Source organism: Polymorphobacter sp., from assembly GCF_051860865.1.
Lineage (GTDB): Bacteria > Pseudomonadota > Alphaproteobacteria > Sphingomonadales > Sphingomonadaceae > Sandarakinorhabdus.
Window position 1 is genome coordinate 10,759 of the sequence record NZ_JBIMKZ010000042.1, and the last position, 16,854, is coordinate 27,612.

The window sequence follows — 16,854 nt, forward strand, 5'->3', positions numbered from 1 at the left end:
CGATCGCCCGGATGGTGATCGGCGTGCCGGTCTGGCCATATTTGAGCGCGTTCGACACCAGATTGTGCAGCACCTGCAAAATCTGGTCGCGGTCCCCCACCACCGGCGGCACATTGGCCGGCACCTCGATCAGCAGCCGGCGCTGGTCCTGCTCCATCCGCATCGCCAGCGTCTTGCCGACATCGGAAAACACACCCGACACGTCGAGCGTCGCCGAGGGCCGAACATATTTGTCGAGCTCGATCCGCGACAGCGACAGCAGGTCGTCGATCAGTCGGGACATCCGGCTCGCCTCATTGGCCATGATGCCGAGGAACCGCCGCCGCGCCGGCTCGTCCTCCGCCGCCGGCCCGAGCAGGGTCTCGATGAAGCCGGACAGCGTCGCCAGCGGCGTCCGCAGCTCATGGCTGGCATTGGCGACGAAATCGACGCGCATCCGCTCGGTCAGCCTTGTCTGGGTGATGTCGTCGAACAGCACCAGCAGCCGCCCCTGCCCGGCCGGCACCGTCCGCATCCGCCAGGCACTGTTGCTGTCGCCGATGCCGTTAATCTCGCGGGCGAGGCTGCTGCCGCTGTCCCGGCTCTCGCCCAGCGCATCGAGCACACCCGGATGGCGGACAACCAGACGCAGGTCGCCGCCCTCCACCCGCGCCCCGAACAAGGACCGCGCCGCCGCATTGGCCGCCACCGCCACCGCCCCCTCGACGATCAGCGCCGGGTCGGACAGCGCTTCGATGCTGATGCGGTCGGCCGGCAGCGGCTCGGGCAGCGCCGGCTGAAGGATCTGCCGGTGGGTAACCGCCGGCTGGCGACGGCCCATCAGCCAGCCCAGCGCCAGCGCCGCCAGCAGCAGCGCCAGCAGCCCGAGGACCAGCTCGCCGCTCACCGCGCCGCCACATTCATCCGTGCCAGCGCGGGCAGCAGCTGGTCATAATGGTCGATCACCACATCGGCACCGAGATCGGCGGCCGGACGATCAGAAAAGCCGAAGCTGACCACCACCACCGGCAGCCCGGCATTGCGCGCCGCCGACACATCGGTGATCGAATCACCGACGAACACCGCCGTGTCGGCTTCCGCCGCCGCTCCCGCCGTAGCCAGCGTCGCCATCACATGCCCGGCATCGGGCTTGGCGCGCGGCACCGAATCGAAGCCGACCACCGCGGCGAACCGCGCCGTCCAGCCGAGCGCCGCGATCAGCGCATCGGCCAGCACCTGCGGCTTGTTCGTGCACACCGCCAGCACACTGCCCGCCGCCGCCAGCGCATCGAGCGCCGTCTCGACGCCGTCGAACGGCCGCGAGCCATCGGCGATATGGTCACGGTAATAGGCCATGAACGGCGGCACCCCGGCTTCGACGAGTTCGGGCGTCGCCTCGCCGCTACGCGCCAGCCCCCGTCCCAGCAAGGCCCGGGCCCCATGACCGACCATATGGCGCACCTCGTCCGCCGGCACCGGCGGCCGCCCGAGCGCGCCCAGCGCATGGTTGAGCGCCGCGCACAGGTCCGGCGCGCTGTCGACCAGCGTGCCATCAAGATCGAACACGATGCAGGAAGGATAAGGATTCACGATGCTGTGTTGCACCTTCGGCGCTTCCCAAGGCAAGGCCGATATGGCAGGTCGCGGGGCGTGATCGATCCCGCTCCTCCCCCGCTCTCCGCCGGCATCGCTGCCATCGTGCTGGCCGCCGGCCAGGGCACCAGGATGAAATCGTCGCTGCACAAGGTTCTCCATCCAATCGCCCATAAGCCGATGTTGTTGCATATATTGGACAGCCTTGCGGCGCTGTCGCCGCAGCATCAGGTGATCGTCACCGGCGCCGGCCGCGAACAGGTCGAAGCTGCGCTCACCGGTCGTACGGTCACCATCGCCGTCCAGGCAGAGCAACTCGGCACCGGCCATGCCGTCCGCCAGGCCGAGGCGGCGCTGGCCGGGTTCGAAGGCACGGTGCTGATCCTGTTCGGCGACGTGCCGCTGATCACCACCGCCACGCTGACAGTGCTGGCCGGCGCGCTGGACGACGATGTCGCCGCCGCCGTCATCGGCTTCCGCCCGGCCGATCCGGGTCGCTATGGCCGCATCCTCGCCGAAGACGGGCGCATCCGGAAAATGGTCGAGTATCGCGACGCCAGCGGCTCCGAGCGTGCCATCGGCCTGTGCAACAGCGGCCTGATGGCGGTCCGCGCCGCCGATCTCTGGCGCTGGCTGGCGCAGATCGACAACCGCAACGACGCCGGCGAATATTATCTGCCGGACATCATCGGCCTCGCCGTCGCCGAAGGCCGCACCGCGCGAGTCATCGAGGTCGCCCCGGACGAAGTTACCGGCGTCAACAGCCGCGCCGAGCTGGCCCAGGCCGAGGCGCTCTGGCAGGCCCGACGCCGCGCCGCGCTGATGGCCGATGGCGTGACGATGACCGCGCCCGACACCGTCCATCTCGCCCATGACACCGCCATCGAGGCCGACGCCAGCCTCGAACCGTTCATCGTCTTCGGCCCCGGCGTGCGCATCGCCGGCGGCGCCCGCATCCGCGCCCATTCGCACCTGGAGGGTGCCGAGGTCGGCGCCGGCTGCGAAATCGGCCCCTTCGCCCGGCTGCGCCCCGGCACGGTGCTGGACGCCGGTGCCAAGATCGGCAATTTTGTCGAAACCAAGAATGCCCATTTCGGCACCAGGGCCAAGGCCAACCACCTCAGCTATATCGGCGACGCCCGGGTCGGCGAGGCCGCCAACATCGGTGCCGGCACCATCACCTGCAACTATGACGGCCATTTCAAGTACAAGACCGATATTGGCGCGCACGCCTTCATCGGCTCCAACTCGGCGCTCGTCGCGCCGGTGCAAATCGGCGCCGGTGCCATCGTCGGTGCCGGCAGCACCATCACCGCCGATGTGCCGGCCGACGCCCTCGCCCTCGTCCGCCCGCCGCAGACTGAAAAGTCGGGCTGGGCGGCCCGTTTCCACACCGCCATGCGCGCTCGAAAGAAATCCTGACCCATGTGTGGCATCATCGGCATCGCCAGCACCACCGACGTCGCCCCGCGACTGCTGGAGGGCCTGCGCCGCCTCGCCTATCGCGGCTATGACAGCGCCGGCATCGCCACCCTGAACGGCGGCACGCTCGATCGGCGCCGCGCCCAGGGCAAGCTGGACAATCTCGCCGCCGTCCTCGCCGCCCAGCCGATCGCCGGCCACACCGGCATCGCCCATACCCGCTGGGCCACGCACGGCGGCCCCACCACCGACAATGCCCATCCCCATGCCACCGACGCGGTCAGCCTTGTCCATAACGGCATCATCGAGAATTTCCGCGAGCTGCGCGCCGAGGTCATCGCCGCCGGCCGCACCCTCAGCTCGCAGACCGACAGCGAGGTCGTCGCCCATCTGCTGACCATGGCGCTCGGCCGTGGCCTGACGCCGGGCGAGGCCGTCGCCGAGACGCTGCCCCGTCTCCATGGCGCCTTCAGCTTCGCCATCCTGTTCCGCGCCGAGCCCGGCGTGCTCTATGGCGCCCGCCAGGGCTCGCCGCTGGTGCTCGGCCACGGCGACGGCGAGATGTTCCTCGGCTCGGACGCGCTCGGCCTCGCTCCGTTCACCAACCGCATCACCTATCTGGAAGAAGGCGACCGCGTCCGCCTCACGGCCACCAGCGTCGAGCTCACCGATACTCATGGCCAGCCAGTGGTCCGCCCGCTGACCATCTCGTCCGCATCGGCGGCGCTGATCGAAAAGGGCAACCACCGGCACTTCATGGAGAAGGAAATCCATGAGCAGCCGATCATGGTCGCCCAGACGCTCGGCGCCTATCTCGACCCGCTCGCCGAAACCATCAGCCTGCCGGACAGCGCCGTCGACCTGAGCAGCATCACCCGCATCCAGATCGTCGCCTGCGGTACCGCGCTGCTCGCCGGCCATGTCGCCAGCTACTGGCTGGAGAGCCTCGCCCGCATCCCCGTCCAGATCGAGAATGCCTCGGAATTCCGCTACCGCGACGCCCCCGCCACCCCCGACACGCTGCTGCTGGTCATCTCCCAGTCGGGCGAGACCGCCGACACGCTGGCCGCGCTCCGCCATGCCCATGCCGCCGGCCAGCCGGTAGCCGCCGTCGTCAACGTCCCCAGCTCGACCATGGCGCGCGAGGCCGACCTGCTGCTGCCCACCCACGCCGGGCCTGAGATCGGCGTCGCCAGCACCAAGGCTTTCACCTGCCAGCTTGCCGTGCTCGCCGCCTTCGCCGTCGCCCTGGGCCGGCTGCGCGGCACCATCGACCATCAGGCGGAGGCCGACCATGTCCGCCTTCTGATGGAAGTCCCCGCCGCGATGAACGCCGCGCTGGCGCTCGAAGAGCCGATCATCCAGCTCGCCCACACCCTGTCGCAGGCGCGGGACATCCTCTATGTCGGCCGCGGCCCCGACTATCCGATGGCGCTGGAGGGCGCGCTGAAGCTCAAGGAAATCAGCTATATCCATGCCGAAGGCTATGCCGCCGGCGAACTCAAGCACGGCCCGATCGCGCTGATCGACGAGCATGTGCCGGTGATCGTCATCGCCCCCTCCGGCCCGCGCTTCGAGAAGACCATTTCCAACATGCAGGAGGTGATGGCCCGCGGCGGCCAGGTCGTGCTGATCTCGGACGCCGCCGGGCTCGAATCGCAGGGCCATGGCACGATGGCGCGGATCGAGATCCCCCATGTCGACCCGTTCATCCAGCCGCTGATCACCGCCGTCCCCATCCAGTTGCTCGCCTATCAGGTCGCGGTCGCCAAGGGCACCGACGTCGACCAGCCGCGCAACCTCGCCAAGTCGGTCACGGTGGAGTGACTCAGTCGATCCGATAGTGGATCGGCTTGAAGCTGCCATTGTTGGACTGCAGCGCCGAGCACGCCGTCAGGCCAATCAACAGGTCCATCTTCGCTTCCAGCACGATCCGGTCGCCGGCCTTGCTCAGCGGCGGCAACACCTTCAGTTCGCCGGTGGTACCATCGACCGGCACATTCATGAACAGGTTGAACGCCACTGGAATCCGGTCGGGCACGATCCCATAGGGCGCCAGCGCCTCCGCCAGATTGCCGAAACACCCCCGGTGCGGCTGCTCGTCGCCATAGATGATCCGGAAAGTGTCCCGGGAGCATGGCGTCAGCAGGAAATCATGCCGCCCGACCGTGTCCTCGACAATCTGCAGCATGATGTTTGACCGGTTCGAATAGAGCGGGTCCGGCACGGTCAGGTAGATCCGGCTCAGATAATCGAGCGTCCGCCCCGATGAAATCACCTCGTCGACATCGTCGCGGGCAAAGGCCAGCAGGTCGGACACCTGCTCGCCGCAGGGATCGATCACCGTCAGCCGCTGGCCGCGCTCGAGAATGAAGCCGGCCCCCGAGCGCGGCGGGATCTCATGCACCATGAACAGCGTCTACCTTGCTCGCGCTGTCCGGCCGCGCCCCGGCGCCCCGCCCGGCATAGGGACAGGCCCAATTCTCGTCGACGGCGCGGCCGCTGTACTGCCGGGCCTCCGAGCCTTCGCCATGGCGCGCCAGCATCGGATTCATCGAGCCGGCGAGATCCAGATCACGCTCGAGGATCGCCGACCGCAGCTTCTCATAGCGGTTGGCAGCGCGCAGCTGCTCGAACTGGTCGTGCAGGTTGAACACCAAAGTCGGCCGCTCGAAGCGCCGCGCCGGCCGGCTCGATCCCGGATGCAGCCCAACGACGAAGAACGCCTCGCCCCCGAAGCTCAGCGAGAAATGCGGATCTTCGGGATCGTCGCTGACCCGCGGATCACGCGGTTGGTCGAACCACAGCGCATCCTTGTCGGCGAGCGACTGGATGCGCTCCCAGAGAAAGCCTTCGAATTCGGCTTCGCCCAGCGCCGCCTCTCCCTCGAAAATCACCACCAGCGTCTGGAACAATTCAGGCTCGCGCCGGTAATCCGCCGCCAGTCGGGAGATTTCCGGCAGGATGCGCAGATCGTCCCAGGCCGAGGTGATATCCCGGGCAATGATGATGCGCATTTTCTGGCGCGAAAGCGCCGATTTCGCGCCTACGCACGGAAACGACGGATCGCGGACAAATTCATGGAACCGCTCGACGAGCGGATGATCTGGCGTCTGCATGACAACTCCTCGGGGTTGCCGTGAAACAGATTTTCGCGCGAAAAGTTCCCCGGTCGACCCGGCTTATCGCCCGGTCTGCCCCCGATGCATCAGCCGCGCGTCCGCCAGCACCAGCGCCACCATCGCCTCCATCACCGGCGCCGCACGAATGCCGACACAGGGATCGTGGCGACCCACAGTGCGAATATCGGTGGCCGACCCGTCACGGGCGATGGTCTCGACCGGCGTCAGGATCGACGATGTCGGCTTAAGCGCCATCCGCACCACCACCGGCTGGCCAGTGGAAATGCCCCCGGCAATCCCGCCGGCATGGTTGGCCAGAAACTGCGGCCCGTCGCTACCCGGCCGCATCGGATCGGCATTCTCCTCGCCGGACAGCCGCGCCGCGCCAAAGCCGTCGCCGATCTCGACCGCCTTGACCGCGTTGATCCCCATGCAGGCGCTCGCCAGCTGCGCATCGAGCTTCTGGTACAGCGGCGACCCCCAGCCGGCCGGCACACCTTCGGCCACACATTCGACAATGGCGCCGAGAGACGACCCCGCCTTGCGCGCCGCATCGAGGCGGTCGGCCCAGCGCGCCGCCGCCGCCGGATCGGGGCAGAAGAACGGATTGCGGTCGATCTCGGCGTCGTCGAAATTCGCCCGGTCGATCGCGATCCCGCCCATCTCGACCAGATAGGCGCGCAGCCGCACCTCGGGGATCACCAGCCGCGCCACCGCCCCCGCCGCCACCCGGCTCGCAGTCTCCCGCGCCGACGATCGCCCGCCGCCGCGCGGATCGCGCAGGCCATATTTGGCATCATAGGCGTAATCGGCATGGCCCGGCCGATAGGCGCGCGCCACTTCCGAATAATCCTTCGACCGCTGATCGACATTCTCGATCATCAGCGCGATCGGCGTCCCCGTCGTCCGGCCTTCATAGACGCCGGACAGAATTCGCACCTGGTCCGGCTCCTGGCGCTGGGTCGTGTATTTCGATTGGCCCGGCCGCCGCTTGTCGAGCCAGGGCTGCACATCGGCCTCGCTCAGCGCCAACCCCGGCGGACAGCCATCGACCACCGCGCCGATCGCCGGCCCATGGCTCTCGCCCCAGGTGGTGAACCTCAGCAGCTGGCCGAAGCTGTTGTGGCTCATGCCACGCTGATGTCCGGCGCGTCCTCGGCCTTCATGCCGATGACATTATAGCCGGCGTCGACATGATGGACCTCGCCCGTCACCCCGGAGGCAAGGTCGGACAGCAGGTACAGCCCCGCCCCGCCGACATCCTCGATCGTCACGTTGCGGCGCAGCGGGCTATTATACTCGTTCCACTTCATGATGTAGCGGAAATCGCCGATGCCCGACGCCGCCAGCGTCCGGATCGGCCCGGCCGAAATCGCATTGACCCGCACCTTCTGCGGCCCGAGGTCCATCGCCAGATATTTGACGCTCGCCTCCAGCGCCGCCTTGGCAACACCCATCACATTATAATGCGGGATGACCTTCTCGGCGCCATAATAGGACAAGGTCAGCAGGCTGCCGCCGTCCGGCATCATCGCCAGCGCGCGGCGCGCCACGGCGGTAAAGCTGTAGACACTGATGTTCATCGTCACCGCGAAGTTTTCCGGTGTCGTGTCTACATAGCGCCCGCGCAGCTCGTTCTTGTCGGAAAAACCGATGGCATGGACGAGGAAGTCGATGGTCGGCCAGTCGGCGGCCAGCGCGGCAAAGGCCGCATCCATGCTCGCCTCGTCCGACACGTCGCACGAATAGAGCCGCGCCACACCGAGCTGCTCGGCCAGCGGCCGCACGCGCTTCTCCAGCGCCTCGCCCTGGAAGGAAAACGCCAGCTCGGCGCCCTGCGCCGCACAGGCCTGGGCGATTCCCCAGGCGAGGCTTCGATCATTGGCCACGCCCATGATCAACCCGCGCTTGCCCTGCATCAATCCGGCCATGCTCAATCCATATGTCACTGTCTGGGGTTAGCCTTTAGCCGGCTTTGGCCCGGCTTCGCCAGTGCCGCATTGAAATGCACGCCGAAAATCAGCCACAGGCCGAGAACCCAGAAATAGATCAGCGCCACGATGACGCCCGCCAGCGAGCCATAGGTCAGGGAAGACCGGCCGAACACCGACAGCAGCGCCGGCATGATCGCGGTCACCGCGGTCCAGCCCAGCGTGATCACCAGCGCCCCCGGCCATATCCATGTCCAGCGGCGAATGCCCGACGCCGTCAGCCCGTAGAGCGCCACGCACAGCCCGCCGAACAGACTGGCGACCGGCAGCAGCTGGCGCAACGCGAAGTGCAGCTCTGGGAGCCCCCGGCCCGCCGGCAAGAGCTGGCGCATGATCGCCTCGGTGCCGGTCAGCAGCAGCTGCGCCGCCAGGGCCGCCAGCATCAGGAACACGCCGGCAAACACCACCGCCAGCGACAGCGCCCGGTATCGCCAAAGCGGCATCCGCCGCTCGGTGCCATGGGCGCGGCGGATGATGTCCCGCACCGCTTCGGCATAGCTGGTCACCGTCCACAAGATGACGATGATGCCCAATGTCAGCAGCCCGCCCGAGGCGCGCTGGGCGATCACTTCGGTAACCGGGCCGTTGAGCAGCGCAGCGACGCTGCGCGGCAGCACCGCCAGCACGTTGATGATCACCCGCATCCCGTCCTCGGTCCGCCCGAAGATGCCGGCCACGGTGATCACCAGGATGAAGAACGGAAACAGGCACAGCAAGGACAGATAGGCGAGGTTACCTGCGTGGCTCGGGCCATCTTGCCATGTGCCCCGTATCGCCGCACCCAGCGCCTCCACCGTCGCCCACAGGCGGCGGTTCAGAACCCAAGGCTGGCGCGCAGTGATCTCTTGTCCTCCCAGCCCTGGACGAAACCCTCCAGCGCCGCATCGCTCGACGGAATATCGATCATCGCTGTCACCAGCTGGTCACCCCGGCTGCCGTCGGCGCGCGAGAAGCCGCGGCCCTTCAGCCGGAACACCCGGCCGGAGCTGGTGCCCGGCGGCACCGTCAGCGTCACCGGGCCTTCCACGGTCGGCATCCGCACCTTGGCGCCGAGCACCGCCTCGCCGAGACTGATCGGCAGGTCGAGCCGCACATCGTCACCGTCGCGCTTGAAGAAGCGGTGCGGCGCCACCTCGATGGTGATCAGCGCGTCGCCGGCGCCGCCCGGCCCCGGCTCGCCCTTGCCGGCAAGCCGCAGCTGGACACCGGGCTTGAACCCGGCCGGCAGCTTGATCTCGCTGGTCTTGCCATCACGCAGCGTCACCCGCTGCGGCGTCAGCGTCGCCGCCTCCTCGAACGCCACGCTCAGCCGGTAGCTGACATCCGGCCCGCGCGGCTGGGCGCCGCGAAAGCCCCGGCCGCCGCCGCCGCGCCCGCCGAACAACTCCGAGAACAGATCATCGGCCCCGCCGAACTCAAACCCCGCCGCGCGGCCCGACGCCGCTCCGCGGCCGAACGGATCGCCGCCCGCCTGGTCGCCCGCCCATCCCCCGCCGCCAGCGCCGCTGCCGCGGAAGCCGGTGGAAAACGGCGAGGTCGGGTTGCCGGCCGGGTCAATCTCGCCGCGGTCGAACCGCGCCCGCTGCTCGGTATCGGACAGTAGCTCATAGGCCGAATTGGCTTCCTTGAAGCGCTCCAGCGCCACCGGATTATCAGCATTGCGGTCCGGATGGTTTTCCTTGGCCAGCTTGCGATAGGCCTTCTTGATATCGGCGGCGCTGGCCCCGCGGGCCACGCCCAGCACCTTGTATGGATCACGCACGGTCATCGTCTTGTCTTGCCTCTCATGCGTGCAGATGTGCAACCCTCGGCCGCTGCGCAAGAGGCCTATGCACACTCGATAGCAGCGGGCGATTGGCCTGTCGCCATGCCGTCGTCACCCGAAATCGCGGCCACCCGCATCGGAACGCTTCTCAACGGCCCGCATGGCGTCTAAGCCTGATCGCCTCAGGAGACATGCCATGCGCCTCGACGACCAGCGCGAAAGCAGCAACATCGAGGACCGGCGCGGCCAGGGCGGCGGCGGTGGCGGCGGCGCCGGGCTGCTCGGCCTGCTGCTCGGCGGGCGCGGGCTCGGCATCGGCGGTATCGTCATCGTCGGCATCCTGGCGCTGGTGCTCGGCATCAATCCGCTTACCCTGCTCGGCGGCGCGCCCCAGGGCGACACCCAGGGCGAGACCCAGACCATCGGCCAGCCCGCCCCCTCGGCGCAGCCGGCTTCGGAGATGGACCGCTTCGTCGCCCGTGTCCTCGCCACCACCGAGGACAGCTGGGGCGAGCAGTTCCCGCGTGAAGTCGGCCAGCCCTACCAGCCGCCGACGCTAGTGCTGTTCTCCGGCGGCGTCCGCTCGGCCTGCGGCGAGGCTAGTTCGGCGATGGGCCCCTTCTATTGCCCGGCCGACCGCAAGGTCTATCTCGACCAGAGCTTCTTCGATGAGCTCGCCCGCCGCTTCGGCGCGCCCGGCGATTTCGCCGCCGCCTATGTCATCGCCCATGAAGTCGGCCACCATATCCAGACCATCACCGGCATCTCGGACCAGGTCCGCCAGGCGCAGAGCCGGGCCAGCAAGACCGAGGGCAATGCGCTGCAGGTCCGCATGGAGCTGCAGGCCGATTGCCTGGCCGGCGTCTGGGCCAGCGCCCACACCGACCTGCTCGACGAAGGCGATATCGACGAGGCACTGACCGCCGCCAATGCCATCGGCGACGACACCATCCAGAAGGCCGGCCAGGGCTATGTCGTCCCCGAAAGCTTCACCCATGGCACCAGTGCCCAGCGCCGCAGCTGGTTCATGAACGGCTTCAACGGCAAGACCATCCGCGGCTGCGATACCTTCGCCGCCCGCACCCTCTAACGCGCACAGGCCCTTGCTGCATACATAATGTTGTTATAACATTATGATGAATTGCAGTCGGAGCCTGACATCACCCGCGCGCGTCGCCTCGTCATCGGCATCACCGGAGCCTCGGGCGCCGCCTATGGTGTTCGGCTGCTCGAAGTGCTGGCCGACCTCGGCATCGAGACCCACCTGATCGTCTCCAAGGCCGGCGTGCTGTCGATCGAGCAGGAGCTCGGCCTGAGCCTCGACCAGGTCCGCGCCAAGGCCGCCATCGCCTACCAGGCCGGAGACATCGGCGCCCGCATCGCCAGCGGCTCGTTCCGCACCGACGGCATGATCATCGCCCCCTGCACCGTGCGCACGATGAGCGAAATCGCCTGCGGCACCACCGACACGCTGATGACCCGCGCCGCCGACGTCGTCCTCAAGGAGCGCCGCCGCCTCGTGCTGATGGTCCGCGAGACCCCGCTGCACCTCGGCCACCTCCGCACCATGGTCCGCCTCGCCGAGATCGGCGCCATTCTGATGCCACCGATGCCCGCCTTTTACACCCACCCCCAGACGCTCGGCCACCTGATCGACCACAGCGTCTCCCGCGTCCTCGACCTCTACGACATCGAGACCGACCTCGCTCCCCGATGGGACGGTCTCAACAGCCCCCCCGCCCCGGCGATACGCCAGGCGTGATCCCGTTCGCCCGCATCCTCGGCCGGCGCCTCGCCGAGCTGCTGCTGCTGATGGTCGGCCTCTCCACCCTGTTGTTCCTGCTGCTGCGCGCCACCGGCGATCCCGCCGCCGCCATCGCCGGCGCCGATGCCGATGCCGAGGCGCTGGCCGCCGTCCGCGCAGAATATGGCTTCGACGCACCGCTGTCGGTCCAGCTCGGCCGCAACCTCGTCCGGCTGGCGCATGGCGATTTCGGTACCTCGCTGGCCAGCCAGCAGCCGGCGCTCGAGGCCGTGATCACCGCCATCCCCGCCACGCTGCTGCTCGCCACGCTGGCCATGCTGCTCACCATCGTCGTCGCGCTCCCGGCCGGCGCCTGGATCGGCAGCGCCCCGGAGCGGCGGCCCCAGCGGCTGGCGGCGCTGCTCGTCTATGTCCTCCAGGGCACGCCGGGCTTCGCGGTGGCGCTGGTGCTGGTGCAGGTCTTCGCCGTCAGCCTCGCCTGGGTGCCGGCGATCGGCTTCGGCCGGCCGTCGAGCTGGATCCTGCCGGCGGTATCGCTGAGCATCTTCCTCGCTCCCAAGCTCACCCGCGTCGTCGCCGCCAATGTCTCGGCGGCGCGCGCCGAGGAATATGTCCGCGCCGCCCGTGCCGGCGGCGCCACCGAGGCCGAGGTGCTACGCCGCCATATCCTGCCCAATGCGCTGCTCGGCGCCGTCGCGCTGATCGGCTCGCAATTCGCCTTCCTGATCGGCGGCGTGGTCGTCATCGAGACGATCTTCGCCTGGCCCGGCCTCGGCCGGCTGCTCATCCAGTCGACGCTCAACCTCGATTTCCCCGTGGTCCAGGCCGCCGCCCTGTGCGTCGCCGTCCTCGTCTATGCCGTCAACGCACTGACCGACCTGGTCTTCGTCCTGCTCGATCCCCGCCTGCGCCGGCCGGCAATCGCCTGATGACGGGGCGCCTGATGACAAGCCAGCTCCGCCCCGCCGAAAAGCTGCTGCTGACGATACTGGCCGCGCTGGTCCTCGGCATTGCCGCCGCGCCGCTGCTCGCCGACCGCGCCGCGCTGATGCAGCTGGACCTGCGCTTCCACCCCCCCGGCGCCGGCGCCCTGCTCGGCACCGACCAGCTCGGCCGGGACATCGCCGCCCGGGTGCTCGGCGGCGCCCCCTGGTCGCTCGGCGTCGCCGGCGGCGCCACGCTGATCGCTTTGGTGCTCGGCACCGTCGCCGGCCTCGCCGCCGCCGAGCTGGAGGGCTGGCCCCGCCGCGTCATTCTCCAACTGGTGACGCTGGTACTGTCATTCCCCGGCCTGGTCGCCGCCGTCGCCGCCGTCGCCGTGCTCGGCCAGAGCGGCCTGTCGGTGCTGCTGGTGCTCGGCCTGCTGACCTGGACGCTGTTCGCGCGCGTCATCTATGCCGAGGCCTCGTCGGTGCGCAGCCGCGATTATGTCACCGCCGCGCGGCTGGGCGGCGTCGGCCGCGCACGGCTGCTCGCCCGCCATGTGCTGCCAGCGATCGCGCCGAGCCTGATCGCCATGATGGTCTTCCATTTCGCCGACATGCTGGTTGCCTCCAGCGCCCTGTCCTTCCTCGGCGTCGGCGCGCCGCTCGGCGCCCCGGCCTGGGGCGCCCTGCTCGCCGAAAGCCGGCCCTATATCTACCAGGCGCCGTGGATGCTGCTCGGCCCGGCTACCGCGCTGGCCGGCACGGTGCTGCTGCTCAACCTGCTCGGCGATCTCGTCGCCCGTCGCCTCGGCCTGTCGGGGCGCCCCGCATGACCGGGCTGGTGATGGAAAACCTCGTCGTCCACGGCGGTGACCATGCGCTGGTCCAGGGCGTCAGCCTGTCGGTGCCGCGCGGCACGGTGATGGGCCTGGTCGGCGAATCCGGCTCGGGCAAGTCGATGACGGTGATGAGCATCCCCCGCCTGCTCCCCGCCGGCTGCACCATCGCCGCCGGCCGCATCGCCATCGACGGCGAAAACCTCGCCTCGCTGCCGGACAGTGCCATGCCGGCGCTGCGCGGATCGCGGATCGGCGTCATCTTCCAGGACCCGTTCGCCAGCCTAAACCCCGTCCGCCGCATCGGGGACCTGCTCGCCGAGGTCATCATCCGCCACCAGAAGCTGCCCCGCGCCGAGGCCGCCGCCGCCGCCATCGCCGCGCTGGACGAGGTCGGCCTGCCCGATCCGGCGGCCAAGGCGCGCGCCTATCCGCACGAAATGTCCGGCGGCCAGCGCCAGCGCGTCGGCATCGCGCTGGCGCTGGCCAACCACCCCGGGCTGGTCATCGCCGACGAGCCGACGACGGCGCTCGATCCCACCGTCCAGGTCCATATCCTCGACCTGCTGCGCCGTCGCACCCGCGATGCCGCCGCCATCCTCGTCACCCATGATCTCGGCGCCGCCGCCTATCTCTGCACCCGCATCGCCGTCATGTACTCGGGGCGCATCGTCGAGCAGGCCAGCCCCGCCGATCTCGTCCACCGCCCCCGCCACCCCTATACCGCCGCCCTCCTCGCCGCCGCGCCGCGCCTCACCACCAGCCAGCGCCGGACCGCAGCCATCCCCGGCCAGCCCCCGGCGCCGGGCGAGCGCCCGCCCGGCTGCGCCTTCGCCCCGCGCTGCGCCGCCGCCGGCCCGGAATGCACGACCGTCCCGCCGCTCACCGGCACCGACCATCAGGTCGCCTGCCACCGTCCGCTCGCATGACCGCGCCGCTGCTCGCCCTTTCCGATGTCGGTGTCCGCTACGGCGGCCATCAGGCGCTGTCGGCCCTCAGCTTCACCGTCGCGCCCGGCGAAATCGTCGCGCTGATCGGCGAATCCGGCTCGGGCAAGACCACCGCCGCCCGCGCCATCATGGGGCTCGTCCCCGTCGCCTCCGGCCATATCCACTTCCACGGCGCCGACACCACCCATGCCAGAGGCGCCGCCCGCCGCGCGCTCTGGGCCGAGATGCAGATGGTGTTCCAGGACCCCTCCGCCTCGCTCAGCCCGCGCCTCGATGTCGGCGCCATCATCGCCGAGCCGCTGCAGGCCCATGGCCACGCCACGGCCGCCGCCCGCAGCCGCGCCGCCGCGCTGCTGGTCCTCGTCGGCCTGCCGGCCTCGGCCATCGCCGCCCGGCCAACCGCGCTCTCCGGCGGCCAGCGCCAGCGCGTCGCCATCGCCCGGGCCCTCGCCCTCGCCCCCAAGCTGATCGTCGCCGACGAGCCGATGTCGGCCCTCGATGTCTCGGTCAAAGCCCAGATCGCTACGCTGTTCCTCGATATCCGGGACCGCACCGGCACCGCCTTCCTGATCGTCGCCCATGATCTCGCGCTGATGGCCGGCATCGCTGACAGCGCCGTCGTGCTGCAGGGCGGCCGCCTCGTCGAGGCCGGCCCGATGGCGGCAATGATGACCGCCCCCGCCCAGCCCTACACCCGCATGCTGCGGGACGCCTGCCTCGACCCCTTCGCCATCGTGGACGCCCGCTGATGCGCCGCCTGCTTCTCGCCCTGCTGCTGGCGCTTGCCGCCTGTGCCGAGCCGCCGCCGCCCGCCGACACGCTGCGCGCCGGCGTCCCCGCCCTGCCCTCCTCCTGGGGAGACCCCTATCGCGGCGAAGGCACGCCCGGTTCCTACACCTGGACCGCCCTGTTCGACGGCCTCACCGCCCTGTCCCCGGACGGCCGCATCGTTCCGGCGCTGGCCACACAATGGTCGAGCGCCGACGGCCGCCGCTGGACCTTCCAGCTCCGCCCCGGCGTCCGCTTCTCGGACGACACCCCCTTCGACGCCGCCGCCGCCAAGGCCAGCTTCGACTGGCTGATGTCGGACGCCGGCAAGGCCAGCGTCATCGGCAGCCGCCTGCGCGACGTCGCCGGCGTCGAGGCCCCCGCCCCGAACCAGCTCGTCATCCATCTCAAGAAGCCCGACGCCGTCTTCCCCAAGCGCCTGCCCTCGGTCGCCATCGTCGCGCCCGAGCGCTGGGCCACCCTCGGCCCGGCCGCCTTCGCCAAGGCACCGGCCGGCACCGGCCCCTACCGCCTGCTCAATTTCGACGAACGCCGCCGCCGCGCGAGCCTCGTCGCCAACCCCGGCAGCTGGCGCCACGCCCAGATCCCCCGGCTCGACCTCATCGAACTCGGCGACGAAGGCGTCCGCCAGCAGGCCCTGATCTCAGGCGACATCGACATCGCCCGCGTCGGCATCGACGAGATCGCCTATCTCGAAAGCCGCGGCATCCGCCTCGCCGCCGCCCCCTCGATGCAGGTCATGTCACTCGCCTTCGCCCTCGAAGGCCGCCCTGCCGGTCCCCTCAGCGACGTCCGCGTCCGCCAGGCGCTCAACCTCGCCATCGACCGCGAGGCCATCGCCCGCGTCCTGCTGCAAGGCAAGGGCGCCCCCGCCAGCCAGCCCGGCCCGCGCGGCACCCTCGGCCATGATCCCGCCCTGCCGCCACTCCCCCATGACCCCGCCCGCGCCCGCGCCCTGCTCGCCCAGGCCGGCTATCCCAAAGGCTTCACCCTCAAGGCCGATGTCGTCATCGGCTCGCTGCCCGCCGACGCGCTGATCTACCAGGCCATGGCCCGCTACCTCGCCGAAATTGGCGTCACCACCGAACTGCGCGCCATCCCCTTCCCGGTCTTCCTCCGCCGCTACCTCGCCAACGACTGGGCCGACGCCGACGCCTTCGGCCTCTCCTGGAACGCCGCCCCCTATAACGACACCCAGCGCAGCCTCGAAAACTTCTCCTGCCTCAAACGCCCCAAACCCTTCTTCTGCGACGCCGCCCTTGCCGCCGCCATCACCGCCGCCGGCAGCGAAATGAACCCGCAAAAACGCGAAACCATGCTCCGCACCCTCGCCGCCGCCCACCAGCAAGCCGCCCCCGCCCTGTTCCTCGTCGAACAGATCGACCTCATCGGCATCGGCCCCCGCCTCACCGGCCCCGTCCCCATCGCCAACCGCGTCCCGCTGTACGAGACATTGCGGCTCCGGAAATAAAGGGGGCCTCCGGCGGCAGGAAAGGCCTCCGGCGGTAGGAAAGGCCTCCGGCGGCTGGGGGCGAAGCCCCCAGACCCCAAAATTAGGTCGCCGCATGTGTTACGTCGGCCGGTGTGGCCTGAACCATATTCATGGGGTCTGGGGGCTTCGCCCCCAGCCGCCGGAGGCCCTACTTCTTCGCCGCCACGAACGCATACCATGACCCCGGCCCCGCCAGCTTGCAGATCCGTGTCTCGCTCACGTCT

The 16,854-nt window shown here is 69.5% G+C and carries 17 protein-coding genes; 9 read left to right on the plus strand and 8 right to left on the minus strand.

Features of this window, described 5'->3' with window-relative positions:
* On the minus strand, window positions 1-886 hold an 886-nt coding region (locus tag ACTIFJ_RS09255), incomplete at its 3' end, for a sensor histidine kinase (RefSeq protein ID WP_439533819.1).
* Window positions 883-1,569 carry a phosphoglycolate phosphatase gene (gph, locus tag ACTIFJ_RS09260; protein WP_439533820.1) on the minus strand — a complete coding sequence of 229 codons (687 nt, stop codon included), beginning with the start codon at window positions 1,567-1,569 and terminating at the stop codon, window positions 883-885. The genes ACTIFJ_RS09255 and gph, both read right to left, overlap by 4 nt.
* Window positions 1,570-1,632: 63 nt before the next feature.
* On the opposite strand from gph, the gene glmU reads away from it, so the two are divergent.
* Together glmU and glmS are read left to right on the plus strand one after the other, a co-directional pair.
* The gene (glmU, locus tag ACTIFJ_RS09265; RefSeq protein ID WP_439533835.1) at window positions 1,633-2,994 is read left to right on the plus strand and encodes a bifunctional UDP-N-acetylglucosamine diphosphorylase/glucosamine-1-phosphate N-acetyltransferase GlmU; all 1,362 of its coding nucleotides are present in this window, start codon (window positions 1,633-1,635) and stop codon (window positions 2,992-2,994) included.
* A gap of 3 nt (window positions 2,995-2,997) precedes the next feature.
* Complete coding sequence (glmS, locus tag ACTIFJ_RS09270; protein WP_439533821.1) at window positions 2,998-4,821, plus strand: glutamine--fructose-6-phosphate transaminase (isomerizing); 1,824 nt, start codon at window positions 2,998-3,000, stop codon at window positions 4,819-4,821.
* 1 nt (window position 4,822) lies between these two features.
* On the opposite strand, the gene ACTIFJ_RS09275 is transcribed toward glmS, so the two are convergent.
* The 6 genes from ACTIFJ_RS09275 to ACTIFJ_RS09300 all read right to left on the minus strand — a co-directional run bounded on the left by ACTIFJ_RS09275 (window position 4,823) and on the right by ACTIFJ_RS09300 (window position 9,869).
* Window positions 4,823-5,404, minus strand: coding sequence for a DUF1989 domain-containing protein (locus ACTIFJ_RS09275; protein WP_439533822.1), 582 nt, complete (start codon window positions 5,402-5,404; stop codon window positions 4,823-4,825).
* Window positions 5,394-6,113, minus strand: a complete 720-nt coding sequence (gene gntA, locus ACTIFJ_RS09280; protein WP_439533823.1) for a guanitoxin biosynthesis heme-dependent pre-guanitoxin N-hydroxylase GntA — start codon at window positions 6,111-6,113, stop codon at window positions 5,394-5,396. Before gntA ends, ACTIFJ_RS09275 begins: the two co-directional genes overlap by 11 nt.
* 63 nt (window positions 6,114-6,176) lie before the next feature.
* Window positions 6,177-7,247: a chorismate synthase gene (aroC, locus tag ACTIFJ_RS09285; protein ID WP_439533824.1), complete on the minus strand. Its 1,071-nt coding sequence runs from the start codon at window positions 7,245-7,247 to the stop codon at window positions 6,177-6,179.
* A complete protein-coding gene (gene fabI, locus ACTIFJ_RS09290) occupies window positions 7,244-8,047 on the minus strand; it encodes an enoyl-ACP reductase FabI (protein WP_439533825.1) in 804 nt (267 codons plus the stop codon). Before fabI ends, aroC begins: the two co-directional genes overlap by 4 nt.
* 14 nt (window positions 8,048-8,061) lie before the next feature.
* Complete coding sequence (locus ACTIFJ_RS09295; RefSeq protein ID WP_439533826.1) at window positions 8,062-8,901, minus strand: YihY/virulence factor BrkB family protein; 840 nt, start codon at window positions 8,899-8,901, stop codon at window positions 8,062-8,064.
* 20 nt (window positions 8,902-8,921) lie between these two features.
* The gene (locus ACTIFJ_RS09300; protein WP_439533836.1) at window positions 8,922-9,869 is read right to left on the minus strand and encodes a DnaJ C-terminal domain-containing protein; all 948 of its coding nucleotides are present in this window, start codon (window positions 9,867-9,869) and stop codon (window positions 8,922-8,924) included.
* Between the two features lie 199 nt (window positions 9,870-10,068).
* Between ACTIFJ_RS09300 and ypfJ the strand changes: the two genes are divergently transcribed.
* Genes ypfJ through ACTIFJ_RS09335 form a run of 7 tightly spaced genes read left to right on the plus strand, consistent with a single transcriptional unit; the run spans window position 10,069 to window position 16,609 of the window.
* The gene (gene ypfJ, locus ACTIFJ_RS09305; RefSeq protein ID WP_439533827.1) at window positions 10,069-10,962 is read left to right on the plus strand and encodes a KPN_02809 family neutral zinc metallopeptidase; all 894 of its coding nucleotides are present in this window, start codon (window positions 10,069-10,071) and stop codon (window positions 10,960-10,962) included.
* Between the two features lie 51 nt (window positions 10,963-11,013).
* Window positions 11,014-11,634, plus strand: a complete 621-nt coding sequence (locus ACTIFJ_RS09310; RefSeq protein ID WP_439533828.1) for a UbiX family flavin prenyltransferase — start codon at window positions 11,014-11,016, stop codon at window positions 11,632-11,634.
* Window positions 11,631-12,566, plus strand: coding sequence for an ABC transporter permease (locus ACTIFJ_RS09315; protein ID WP_439533829.1), 936 nt, complete (start codon window positions 11,631-11,633; stop codon window positions 12,564-12,566). Before ACTIFJ_RS09310 ends, ACTIFJ_RS09315 begins: the two co-directional genes overlap by 4 nt.
* Window positions 12,567-12,580: 14 nt before the next feature.
* Window positions 12,581-13,396, plus strand: a complete 816-nt coding sequence (locus ACTIFJ_RS09320; RefSeq protein ID WP_439533830.1) for an ABC transporter permease — start codon at window positions 12,581-12,583, stop codon at window positions 13,394-13,396.
* On the plus strand, window positions 13,393-14,328 hold the full coding sequence (locus tag ACTIFJ_RS09325; RefSeq protein WP_439533831.1) for an ABC transporter ATP-binding protein: 936 nt from the start codon (window positions 13,393-13,395) through the stop codon (window positions 14,326-14,328). Before ACTIFJ_RS09320 ends, ACTIFJ_RS09325 begins: the two co-directional genes overlap by 4 nt.
* A complete protein-coding gene (locus ACTIFJ_RS09330) occupies window positions 14,325-15,098 on the plus strand; it encodes an ABC transporter ATP-binding protein (protein WP_439533832.1) in 774 nt (257 codons plus the stop codon). The genes ACTIFJ_RS09325 and ACTIFJ_RS09330 overlap by 4 nt, the downstream gene beginning before the upstream one ends.
* Window positions 15,098-16,609 (plus strand): ABC transporter substrate-binding protein, encoded by a 1,512-nt coding sequence (locus ACTIFJ_RS09335; RefSeq protein ID WP_439533833.1) that lies wholly within the window; start codon window positions 15,098-15,100, stop codon window positions 16,607-16,609. Before ACTIFJ_RS09330 ends, ACTIFJ_RS09335 begins: the two co-directional genes overlap by 1 nt.
* Window positions 16,610-16,854 lie beyond the last annotated feature (245 nt).